This window comes from uncultured Salegentibacter sp., assembly GCF_963972535.1.
Classification (GTDB): domain Bacteria; phylum Bacteroidota; class Bacteroidia; order Flavobacteriales; family Flavobacteriaceae; genus Salegentibacter.
In genome coordinates this window covers 1-12364 of sequence record NZ_CAXAVR010000081.1, presented here as the reverse complement: position 1 = coordinate 12364, position 12364 = coordinate 1, and the positions used below count along the sequence as shown (strand labels likewise).

Genomic DNA, 12364 nt, shown 5'->3' with positions numbered 1-12364 from the left:
CGGCATTATTAGTGCTTAGTCCGTTATTAATTCCAATTATAGTTTTATTAGCTTTGGCGAATCGGGGGAAGCCCTTCTTTTTTCAAAAAAGACCGGGTAAAAATGAACGTATTTTCAGTATTATCAAGTTTAAAACCATGACAGATGAAAAGGATAGGAAGGGAAATCTGTTGCCCGATGATAAAAGATTAACCGGCGTAGGTAAATTTGTAAGAAAAACATCTATAGATGAAATTCCACAGTTAATTAATGTCTTAAAGGGTGATATGAGTTTAATTGGCCCCCGACCATTATTGCCTCAGTATTTGCCATTATATTCTGAAAGACAAAAAAAACGTCACGAGGTAAAACCTGGAATCACTGGTTGGGCCCAGGTTAATGGGAGAAATGCAATAAGCTGGACTAAAAAGTTTGAATATGATGTGTGGTATGTAGAAAACTTATCTTTTGGTTTGGATGTTAGCATTATCTTTAAAACAATTAAGAAAGTAATTATTTCTGAAGGAATAAATACCGCCAATATGGCGACTACGGAAGCTTTTAACGGAAAAAATTAAAATGAATATTTACGGAGCCAGCGGTCACGGAAAAGTTGTTTTTGATATCTTGAGTAGCAGAAATATTCAGGTTAATTCAGTTTTTGACGACAATACAGAAATTACAGAATTTCTCGGTTTTAAAGTGACACATGAGCCTAGTGAACATCAGCTAAAAACTCCTTCAGTTTTGGCTATTGGTAATAATATAATTAGAAAACAAGTCGCGCGCAGATATACAGGTTTAATAGCTGAAGCGGTAAGTCATTCTTCAGCCATAATTTCTAAAATTATCGAGCTGGGTAAGGGCACTGTTGTCATGCCGGGAGCTATAATTAATGCAGATACAAAAATTGGCGAACATTGCATTATCAACTCTGGTGCGGTTGTTGAACACGACGTGCACCTGGAGAACTTTGTACATATAGCTCCAAATGCGGTATTAACTGGAAATGTTAGTGTGGGAGAAGGAACACAGGTAGGAACTGGTGCCTCAATTATTCCGGGTGTGAGAATAGGAAAATGGGCATCTATTGGTGCCGGAGCAGTAATCATTGAGGACGTGCCAGACTTTGCTGTGGTTGTTGGCAATCCTGGAAAAATAATAAAATACTTAAATGAATAAAGATAAAATTTGGTTATCATCTCCACACATGGGCGGAAATGAGCAAAAATTCGTCAATGAAGCTTTTGAACAAAATTGGGTAGCACCTTTAGGCCCCAATGTAAATGGTTTTGAAGAGGATATAAAGAATTACCTTTTTAAAGAATCTGGGAAAGAAGGTGCCGTGGCCGCTTTAAGTTCTGGAACAGCGGCATTACATCTTGCTTTAATTATGATAGGCGTCAAAGCCGGAGACGAAGTGCTTTGCCAGAGCATGACATTTGCTGCTTCCGCTAATCCTATTGCATATTTGGGAGCTACTCCCATCTTTATTGATAGTGAAGAAGAAACTTTAAACCTTTGTCCAAATCAACTTAGAATAGCTATTGAGGATAGAATTTCAAAAGGAAAAAAACCAAAAGCAATAATTGCCGTACATTTATACGGAATGCCTTATCAAGTTGAAAAAATAAATGAAATAGCACGGGAATTTGATATTACTGTAATAGAAGATGCTGCTGAAGCTTTGGGCAGCACCTATAAGGGTGGGAAATGTGGAACGTTTGCAGAATGTGCAATTCTTTCATTTAATGGAAATAAAATTATCACTACTTCCGGTGGTGGAGCCCTGATTACGAAATCTCAAACTGCTAAGGAGAAAGCGGTATTTTTAGCCACCCAGGCTAGAGATGCTGCACCACATTATCAGCATAGTGAAATTGGATATAATTATAGGTTGAGTAATATTTCTGCGGGAATAGGTCGTGGCCAAATGCAGGTTATAGATAGCCGGGTAAGTGCACGGAGACAAATGCACGATTTTTATGTAGATTTGTTTTCTGAAATAGAGGGAGTTAAGGTTTTTGAGGCTCCTAATAAAGATTATTTCGCCAATCATTGGCTAAGTGTGATCACTATTGATGAAAATAAGTCGGGTGGAATAAGTAGGGAAGATTTGCGTTTACACCTCGAAAAACTAAATATTGAAAGCAGACCTCTCTGGAAACCAATGCATATGCAACCGGTATTTGAAGATGCTGCTTTTTATGGAACAGGGGTTGCAGAGCAATTATTTAAAGACGGACTCTGTTTACCATCGGGTTCCAATTTAACCGAGGAAGAACGAAACCGAATTAAATCTGGAATTTTATCCTGTTTTAGTAACAGAAGTTAATAGAATTATGGGCAATAAAATTAATAAGGCACTAAGAAATATTTTATCGGGTACCGATAATGCCCTGGATTTAAGAAATATTAAATACCTGCCAAGATGGGCAGTATATTTAATAGATCTTTCCTTAGTTGCTATTTCTACATTGTTTACTGTTTTAATTATAGTAGATCTTACTCCAAATTACTATACAATGCTTAGTTTTTATGATAAAGCATTTATCGTAATTGGTGTCCATACTTTCTATTTTTATGTATTTAAGACGTATGCGGGAATTATTAGGTATTCTTCCAATATAGATGCACTAAAATTACTATTAGCCACAATTAGTTCGTTTATCACGTTATTGATTATTAATTACGTTACTTTTTTCATCGTCGGTCAGAAGGTGTTTTTAGTTGGAGGCTTATTAATTAATTTATGTATTTCATTCTCTTTGCTTTTCCTTTTTAGATTGGGGGTAAAACAGATCTATGAATATTTTAAATTGGTGAGCCGGGATGAGGATATATTGAATGCCGTGATCCTCGGGGCCGATGAAAATGCAATTTCCATTGCCGGAGCCCTGGATATTGAAATTCCGAGAAGATTTAAAATAGTTGGTTTTTTAACTAACGAAAAGCATAATAAAAGCATTAGGCTACTTGATAAACCGGTAATTAACTATTCAGCTAAAATTCATAAAGCAGTAGAATCGGTTAATGCAGATGCTATAATTCTTTCTGAAAATAGTTTTACGGCTGAAGAAAAATTCAATTTTGTAGAAGATTGTTTAGAGCACAATATTAAAGTCTTTAATGCGCCAATTGTTTCTACCTGGGGGGAAGATAACCAACCAATCGCGAAAAAAGTGAAATCTTTACAAATTGAAGATCTTTTAGAGCGGGAACCCATAAGACTTAATCCGGAAAATAAAATTGAGCAATTAACTGGTAAAACAATTTTGGTAACCGGGGGAGCTGGTTCTATAGGAAGTGAAATTGTAAGGCAGGTTGCAAAATATAACCCTAAGAAATTAATAATTCTAGACCAGGCTGAAACGCCCTTACATTCCTTAAGTCTTGAAATTCAGGCGAAATTTCCTGAGCTTAAATGCAAATTTATTATTTGTGATGTAGGCAATTTTAAACGCCTTGAATTAATGTTTCAAAACCAGGGAATAGATGTAGTTTATCATGCCGCGGCGTATAAGCATGTTCCGTTGATGGAGGAGAATCCTCACGAGGCAGTTTTTGTAAACATACAGGGAACAAAAAATCTTGCCGATCTTTCTTTAAAATACCAGGTTTCTCATTTTGTCATGGTTTCTACCGATAAAGCCGTGAATCCGAGTAATGTTATGGGAGCATCTAAGAGAGCTGCTGAAATGTACGTGCAATCGCTTTACCACTTTCATGCAAAGGAAAATCTGGATACCACCAAATTTATTACCACCCGTTTTGGAAATGTATTAGGTTCCAATGGTTCTGTAGTTCCATTATTTAAAAAACAGATTGAGAAAGGTGGTCCGGTTACAATAACCCATCCAGATATTATAAGATATTTTATGACCATTCCCGAGGCCTGTCAATTGGTTTTAGAAGCAGGAGCTATGGGAAAAGGAGGGGAGATCTTTATTTTTGATATGGGAGAACCGGTAAAAATTATGGATTTAGCCATAAAAATGATTAAACTTGCGGGTTATGATCCTAATAAAAATATTAAAGTTAAGATTACCGGTTTAAGGCCGGGGGAGAAACTTTATGAAGAATTGCTGAACGATGAATGCAAGACACTTCCCACACATCATAAAAAGATTATGATAGGGCAGGAAGTTGTAAGGGATTATGAACACATTAGTGAAAGAATTGAAAGCATTATTAAATCGGCCAATACCTTAAAAGCCGATAAAATGGTGAAGAAATTAAAAACTCTTATTCCAGAGTTTAAGAGTAACAATTCTATGTTTGAAAGCCTGGATAATAAAGAAGAAGTAATAAGTAAATAAATATAATTGAATGTTTAAATCAATTAGGAAACTTGGATTGTTTCTTATTTCGAGTATCATAATTTCAAGTTGTGCGACTAAAGATGACGTGGTGTATTTTCATGGATCAGAAAGTCTCGAGGGAAAAGAAAACCTGTTGGATTACGAACCACGAATTGAAGCAAACGATGTTTTACGTATCAATGTTTCTTCATCTTCTGTGAATGAAGAGATAGTAGAACCGTTTCGTATGAATCAGCAAGGACAAGGCAGCGGCGGTGGTGGCGGTGGCCAAAATCTCTCTTTAACGGGTTATTTAGTTAGTCCGCAAGGAACTATTAATTTTCCTGTCCTTGGAACCGTAGAAGTAGAAGGCTTAACCCGAACAGCAATTCAGCAGAAATTGGAAGATCAGATTTCAGAATATGTAAGGGATCCCGTAGTTGATGTTAGAATCGTCAATTTTAGTGTAACAGTGTTAGGAGAAGTTGGTTCTCCCGGCAGAGTTCAAATTACCGATGGACGTATTACTATGCCAGAACTTATTGCCATGAGCGGGGATATTACCTATAACGGTAGGCGAGAGAATATTAAGATTATTCGCGAAGTAAATGGTGTTAAAACTGTGGGACATATTGATATGACAGAATCTGATTTGTTTGATAGTCCATTCTTTTACCTTAAACAGAACGACCTGGTGTATGTAGAACCAACTTATAGAGCTGTTAAATCAGCTGGATTTTTTACCAGCTACCAGGGTATAATTTCAGTAGGAACTACTATTATTAGTCTTTATCTTTTAATCAATAATCTGTAAATGGAAGAACTAAACGACTTCACCGAAGAGAAGGAAGAATCTAGTTTTGATCTAAAAGCAGAGATTTATAAGTATTTAACTTATTGGAAATGGATTCTTTTAGGTTTTCTGATTGGTGGATTATTAGCCTATTTATATAATAGATATACAATCCCAAAATATAGTACCGAAGCTACGATGATGATCGTAGACGATCAGGAAAAAAATGCAATGAATGCTACCCCATCTGGAGGTGGGGCCATTTTTTCCTTGGAAGATGACGGAATTCAGAATCATATTGAAAAACTTAAGTCTAAACAACTTGTAGAAAGCGTAGTTAATGAATTAGATCACAATATTAGCTATTTTATTGAGGGAAATGTAATTACTGTAGAAGCTTATAAGTCCAGCCCTGTTCTTATAGAATTTATTACGCCAGATACAATTGTACACTCAATATCCAAAAATCTGGTGGTGACACCTAACTCAGATACCTCTTTTACACTCGAGGAAGAGGCTACTGGATATTCTGAAAATCACAATATAGGAGAAGTCATTAAATTAGACGACCTGGAATTTACAATTCTTCCTAAATCGGGGGAAGAAGAAGGTACTTTTAGAAAAACGAGTTCCGTAAATATTAGAATTCAACCTTTGCGCACTGTCGCTGCCGAGTATATTGCCAAGTTGCAAATTGCTCAAAAAGGCCAGGCCAAAGATATTTTAGCTTTAAGTTTAGTTCAGGCTTCTTCAGAAAAATCAGAAGATTTTCTAAATAAATTGATGGAGCGTTTTAATGAAGAAGGAGTAAAGGATAAACAAGAGGTTGCAGAAAATACTACCAAATTTATTCAAGATAGACTTGAAATGATCACTACAGAATTGGACTCGGTAGAAGTAGGCATAGCTGAATTTAAGCGTGAGAATCGGTTGATGGATATCTCTAGTGGAGCTTCAGAATTCCAATCAAAATTTTCTGCAGCAGAGCAGGAAATTTTTGCTTTGGAAACGGAATTATCCCTGCTTGAATCTATAGAGGAGGTTTTACGAAATCAAGGGAATTATGAATTATTACCCGAAGTAGGAATAAGTGAAGGTGGAGTTGCTGGACTAATAAACTCATACAACACGCTTGTGATGGAGCGTAATATGTATTTAAAAGCCGGAACTGAAAAAAATCCTATTGTAGAAACTATAACCGAGCAACTTGATAGTTTACGAGAAAATCTATATGAGAATATAGCAAGCACAAGGCGTTCGATTAATGTCAGGCTGAGGGAACTTAATCAACGGGAAAATGTCGCCCAGGGCCAGTTTAGCACCTTCCCCGGTTTGGAAAAAGGGATGCGAAGTATAGAACGGCAACAGCAAATTAAAGAACAGCTCTATTTATTTCTTTTACAAAGAAGGGAAGAAGCCGCTATCTCCTTTGCAGCTACCGCTTCTGTTGCAAGAGTAATTGATGAGGCATTTACGAATAACTCACCGGTAGATCCGAAACCCTGGTTGATTTTGGTAGGTGGATTTCTAATTGGATTAATTATTCCTATTCTTATCATTTTCCTTAAGAATATGTTAGATACTAAAGTTCACCATAAAGGAGAATTGCAAAGTCTAACTAAACACGTGCCATTTATTGGGGAAGTACCTCGAATAGCCAGTGATCAAAGTGAGCAGATTGAACTTAATGATAGATCTCCCCTGGCAGAATCCTTTAGAATTTTAAGAACCAACCTGGCGTATCTAATTCAGAATAAAAATAAAGATCGAGGTGAGGTGATTTTTGTTACTTCTACTATTAAAGGAGAAGGAAAAACATTTGTTTCGTATAATATGGCCCGAACTTTACGTAGTACTGGAAAAAAAGTTCTTTTAATTGGAGCCGATATTAGAAATCCTAAATTGCATCGTTATGCCGATGTTACTGTAGGAGAGAAAGGGCTTTCAGATTATTTATATGATTTTGACGTGACTGAAGATCAAATAATTTCTAAAGACCAGGATAGCAGTATAAAAATGGATATGGTGCTTTCAGGACCGATACCTCCAAACCCTGCAGAATTACTAATGAACGACCGTATGGAGGAGCTTATAAGTTATGCGGCGAAGCTTTATGATTATGTTCTGGTTGATACTGCACCAACAATGATTGTTACCGATACCTTATTGATTAGTCCATTAGCTGACACTACGCTTTATGTGGTGCGTGCAGATCTAACCGATAAGAAAATGCTTGATTTTCCGAAAGAACTCAAGCAACAAGGGAAAATTAAAAGTCCGGCGATTATTTTAAACGATGTCGATTACTCTAAATTTTCTTACGGAGCTAAATATGGTTATTCTTATGGCTATGGTTATGGCTACGGTGTGGATAAAGAAACCCGTTGGGAGCGAATCAAAAACAGGATGTTCGGTAAGAAATAATAAACTACTATGGTTTAATGTTGAATAAAATAAAATCCAAAGTTTTGGCTATTTAAACAAAGCTTTGGATTTTTTAATTACCGGCTCAATTAACTTTACCTGGTTTTTCTTCAGTTTAAGATTTCTTATTTTTTCAAGATGTTCCATACGGTGCGCATCGCTACTAATAAAATCTATCATTCCGTTTTCCAGTAGTTGTAATGCTTTTTTGTGGATTCCCGTTCCGTAGTGAGTGCTTAGAGAAAGCATATTAAGCTGAAACTTACAGCCTCTTGCTTTTAAATCTTCATATTTATTGAGGCTGGTTCCGTGGTAAAATGCATATCGTTCTGGATGCGCTAAAATTGGTTTCAGATTTTTATTTTGAATTTTAAAAAGGATTTCCGCTAGATTTATTGGGGCCTGGAAATAAGACATTTCAACTAAAACATAGTTATCTACTACATTTAATACGTTTTCCTTTTCTAATTGATCTATTAGAAATTGATCCATCATATACTCTCCGGCAGCTTTTATAGAATTTCCTTTAGGTAAATTATTTTTTATCTTTTTCAGAGCTGGAAGTATTGTCTCTGGCGTATTTGGATAAAACTCTCCCATTACGTGGGGACTGGCCACGAAATCGGTTACTCCAAATTCGTTAAATTTTTGGATCATACTCAAAGAATCTTCAACTTCTTTAGCACCATCGTCTATTCCAGGTAACAAATGGTTATGGAAATCGGTAAAACCTTCCAGTAAATCGGCTAAGAATATTTTTTTCTGAAAAATGGATAGCATTTCTAAGATTTAGAAGCATAAAATTACATATTTTTAAATCAAATTAAGCATATTTAAAATGTCTTAAAACCTACTTATGAAACACTTTTATCTTACATTTTTATTTTTGCTCTTATTTTTATCGGTAAATGCCCAGCAAATAGATTTTAAGGGCAATGTAAATGCTACCGGCTTACTTTTTAGTGAAGATAATTCTCCTTTTTGGTTACATACCAACCAACGTGGCAGAATAGACGAACTTACTAATTTTTCTGGGTTAGCTAATGTTTCAGGAATTTATAGATTTTCTGAAAATGCTAGTTTAGAAGGAGGTTTGGGAGTGCTTTATCAAGATGGCTTTACTGATAAATTACAATTAGACGAATCTTACCTTGCCTTCAACAATTCCTGGTTGGGAATTGTTGCAGGAAGAAAACAACGTAAAGAATTATATAGAGGACTAAGCGCTACAAACCAAAGTATTCTATGGTCTTTAAATGCGAGGCCATTACCCGGAATAAGATTTTTTACTAAACGCCCAATCTTTTTTAAAGACAATCGTGGGCTCGGTTTTGAAGCTTCCCTGGAGGAATATTTTATGGATGACGAGCGCTATGTTGAAGACACAAGACTTCATCATAAAAGCTTTCATTTAGTTTATAAATCTTCACCGCAATTCCAAATTTCTGCAGGGTTAAGACATTTTGTTCAGTGGGGTGGCACCCATCCCGAATTTGGCGATTTACCTTCAGATTTTAAGGCTTATACAAGAGCCGTTACGGGTAGAGGAGTGGGAGATGATACCGGCGATGGAATTTCTGAACAGGAAATTAATGGCCTGGGAAATCATTTGGGAAGCTACGAGGTTAATATCAAGACTATTTTAGCCAATTATAATGTTGAAATTATTTACAACCATTTATTTGAAGATGGCTCTGGAAGTTTACTTAGAAATACACCAGATGGCCGCTATGGGGTTTTTATTGAAGATCCTACAGCAGCTATAGATTCCTGGATTCAGGCGGTGATGTACGAATTTTATTATACTAAAAACCAAAGTAAGAACACCCCAACAACAGATGGTCAGGATAATTATTTTAATAATAACCTGTATCGCTCTGGATGGACCTATGAGAATAGAGTTTTAGGTCTGCCGTTTATCACCCTGGGTCCAGATAGGTTTAGAATAACTAATAATAAAGTACTTGTTCACCATATTGGTGTAAGCGGAATGGCTTTCAGTAAAATTCCTTACAAATTTCTTGGGAGTTTTAGAAAGAATTACGGAGGTAAAGGAAGCGCTAATACAAACGGGCAACATGTACTTTCAACTTATCTTGACTTAAATTTATTACAAAATATAGTGAATCTAAACCTTCAATTGGGAGCTGATTTTGATGAAATTGAAGGCTCTAATTTTGGCGCAGGAATTTCTGTATCCAAATCATTTTTATAACAGCGCCGGTAACTTTAAGCTCCCCCAATGAAGAAATGCACCACGCCTGTATTAAAAATAAACGAAGCGTATAAGATTTTAACCTGGAATTCTTCTGCGGAAAATTTTGTAAGAGAAAATTTCAATAAACGTTTAGCAACTCAACTTGGTATTTCAAAAGTTTTTTCTTCAGAAATATCTAAAAGATTTAAAAGTGATTTTACTTCAGGCGAAGGTATCTTTCATAAGCTATATTCTTTTTCAGAATCAGAAAATTTAAAAATACTGTGTAGTCCCTGTTTAAACGAAAATGGTGATGTAGAAGCTTTTTCTATATGTTTAGAATTAGTCGATAAAAATGATGCTGTCTCACCAGAGAATATAATTCAGGCAAAAAATGTAGTAGAAAACAGTTCATTGGCAATTTTCCTTTCAGATCCTAACGGGCCGGTTATAGAGGTTAATAAAGCTGCTTGCAGAATGTTCGGTTATACTTTTGAAGAATTTAAGCGGCTAAGCAGGGAAGACATTATACTTAAAAACGCAAATTTAAAGAATGCGCTTAACCAAAGAAATTTGGTGGGTGAGTTAAGACATGAATTAACAGGAATAAAGAAAAATGGAGAGAATTTTCCGTGCGAAGTACACTCGGTTATCTATACAAATCACAATGGAGAACAGAGAACCAGTACTGCAATTATAGATATTTCAGCCAGGAAAAATCAGGAAATAATTGCAGAAAACAGTATGCAGGCGTTTCAATCTTTATTCGATTATAATCCCGATGCAGTATATTCCTTTGATCTTAAGGGGAATTTTATCGATTTTAATGAAACTGCATTGGAATTTATTGAAGGAACAAAAGAAAATGCGAAAGCGGCAAATTTTTTGCCTTTAATAGCTCCGGAAGATAGAGAGCGCGTGTTGAATATTTCTCTTAAAGCCGCTTCAGGAGAGATTCAACGTTATCAAACTAATTTTATTGGTCTTAAAGGGACTAGAAGAGTTCTGGATGTTACAAATTTTCCTATATATGTTAACCGAAAAATTACTGGTGTATATGGTATTGCCAAAGATATTACCAGGCAGGTTGAAATTGAACAGAAATTAAGGGAAGAACGTAATATGTTTCGGGCAATTATAGATTATATTCCAGACCATATATTTGTGGTGAACCAATATCACGAAATAATTTTAACCAACTATGCTTTTTACAATAATTATTTAGGTACTGAAACTGAGGAAAACAGTTTAGGGTTAACTCCCAAAGATTTTTTTCCTGAACAAGAAGCTTTAGAAATAATAGACGATAATACCTGGGTGATGAATTCGGGCGTACCGATTATAAATCGTGAAGATATTATTAGTGATTTTAATGATAAAATTGATTACACGCTTTTAACCAAAGTGCCTTTTAAGTTTGGAGATAACAAAAAAGGATTGGTGGGAATTTCCAGGAATATTACTGAAATAAAACAAAAAGAAGAAGCCTTAGAATTATTAAACCGTGAATTAAAAAAACATACCGAAGAGCTTGCACTCTCTAATAAAGAGCTCGAGCAGTTTGCTTATATCGCTTCCCACGATCTTCAGGAGCCACTTAGAATGGTAACCAGTTTTCTTACACAACTTAAGAAAAAGTACAGCGATCAACTTGATGAGAAGGCCCAGCAATATATTTATTTTGCCCACGATGGTGCTACCAGAATGCGACAAATAATATTAGATCTACTTGAATATTCAAGGGTTGGGAGAGGAGAGTATCAGGTTGTTGAGGTGAATACTAAAGATTTGGTTTCTGAAGTTTTACTGCTTCAAAAAAGATGTATTGAAGCGCAAAATGCAGAAATTAAATTAGGAGAACTACCAGATTTAAAAGTTGAAGAACTTCCTTTAAAACAGTTGTTTTCTAATTTAATAGGAAATGCCTTAAAATATCATTCTAAAGATCGGCGGCCAGTTATAGAGATTTCAGCTGAAGAAAAAGATGTTTACTGGGAATTTAAAATAAACGATAATGGTATAGGAATTGAGGAAGAATTTAAAGAAAAGATATTTGTGATTTTTCAGCGTTTACATCATCGTGATGAATATGAAGGCACTGGAATAGGATTAGCAATTTGTAAGAAAATTGTAGACCACTTTGGAGGTGAAATTTGGGTGGAATCAGCGTATGGTAAGGGGAGTAGCTTTTATTTTACAATCCCAAAACAATTTTAGTATATTTACTAATCCATGTAATTTAAATTCTTTATTGTTTAGTCCGGGTTACCTTGTCTTTTCAATTTATAAGCTGAAAAATTTTTTCAGAAGTTAGCTATTAAATTACTGAGGTTTAAAATTATTTTAAATGACGAAAAATTCCGGGGAATTAAAAATCTTGGTTATTGAAGATAACCCAGGTGATTTTATGCTTATTGAAGATTACCTGTCTGAAGAACACCATGCCCTGGAAATTCAGCGCGCCGAAAACTTTAAAATTGCTAAAACGATTCTTCAGAAAACTTCAGATTTTGATACTGTTTTACTCGATTTATCACTTCCAGATATTAATAATACCGAATTACTTGTAAAAGATATTCTTGCATTTTCTAACGGAACGCCTGTAGTTGTGCTTACCGGTTATACCAATAAAGATTATGGCGTAAAAACACTTTCCTGGGGAGTTTCAGA

At 35.4% G+C, this 12364-nt stretch carries 10 protein-coding genes; 9 read left to right on the top strand and 1 reads right to left on the bottom strand.

Annotation, left to right across the window (positions count from 1 at the left end; genetic code table 11):
• From AACZ30_RS10075 to AACZ30_RS10050, 6 genes are all read left to right on the top strand, one after another.
• A partial coding sequence (locus AACZ30_RS10075; RefSeq protein WP_339649148.1) for a sugar transferase occupies nt 1-557 on the top strand: 557 nt, incomplete at its 5' end.
• A 1-nt stretch (nt 558) separates the two neighbouring features.
• On the top strand, nt 559-1161 hold the full coding sequence (locus tag AACZ30_RS10070) for an acetyltransferase (protein WP_339649147.1): 603 nt from the start codon (nt 559-561) through the stop codon (nt 1159-1161).
• Nucleotides 1154-2314, top strand: coding sequence for an aminotransferase class I/II-fold pyridoxal phosphate-dependent enzyme (locus tag AACZ30_RS10065; protein WP_075326575.1), 1161 nt, complete (start codon nt 1154-1156; stop codon nt 2312-2314). Before AACZ30_RS10070 ends, AACZ30_RS10065 begins: the two co-directional genes overlap by 8 nt.
• A 7-nt stretch (nt 2315-2321) precedes the next feature.
• The gene (locus AACZ30_RS10060) at nt 2322-4298 is read left to right on the top strand and encodes a nucleoside-diphosphate sugar epimerase/dehydratase (protein ID WP_339649146.1); all 1977 of its coding nucleotides are present in this window, start codon (nt 2322-2324) and stop codon (nt 4296-4298) included.
• 10 nt (nt 4299-4308) lie between these two features.
• Nucleotides 4309-5094 carry a polysaccharide biosynthesis/export family protein gene (locus tag AACZ30_RS10055; protein WP_339649144.1) on the top strand — a complete coding sequence of 262 codons (786 nt, stop codon included), beginning with the start codon at nt 4309-4311 and terminating at the stop codon, nt 5092-5094.
• Nucleotides 5095-7497, top strand: coding sequence for a polysaccharide biosynthesis tyrosine autokinase (locus tag AACZ30_RS10050; protein ID WP_339649143.1), 2403 nt, complete (start codon nt 5095-5097; stop codon nt 7495-7497). It abuts the gene before it with no gap.
• Nucleotides 7498-7545: 48 nt separating this feature from the next.
• Here AACZ30_RS10050 and AACZ30_RS10045 read toward each other — a convergent pair whose 3' ends face one another.
• Nucleotides 7546-8277, bottom strand: coding sequence for a CpsB/CapC family capsule biosynthesis tyrosine phosphatase (locus AACZ30_RS10045; RefSeq protein ID WP_339649142.1), 732 nt, complete (start codon nt 8275-8277; stop codon nt 7546-7548).
• A gap of 76 nt (nt 8278-8353) precedes the next feature.
• Here AACZ30_RS10045 and AACZ30_RS10040 point away from each other — a divergent pair, with 76 nt between their 5' ends.
• From AACZ30_RS10040 to AACZ30_RS10030, 3 genes are all read left to right on the top strand, one after another.
• The gene (locus tag AACZ30_RS10040; RefSeq protein ID WP_339649141.1) at nt 8354-9712 is read left to right on the top strand and encodes a capsule assembly Wzi family protein; all 1359 of its coding nucleotides are present in this window, start codon (nt 8354-8356) and stop codon (nt 9710-9712) included.
• Between the two features lie 27 nt (nt 9713-9739).
• A complete protein-coding gene (locus AACZ30_RS10035) occupies nt 9740-11911 on the top strand; it encodes a PAS domain S-box protein (protein WP_339649140.1) in 2172 nt (723 codons plus the stop codon).
• A gap of 130 nt (nt 11912-12041) precedes the next feature.
• The coding region (locus AACZ30_RS10030; RefSeq protein ID WP_339649139.1) for a response regulator at nt 12042-12364 on the top strand (323 nt) is incomplete at its 3' end.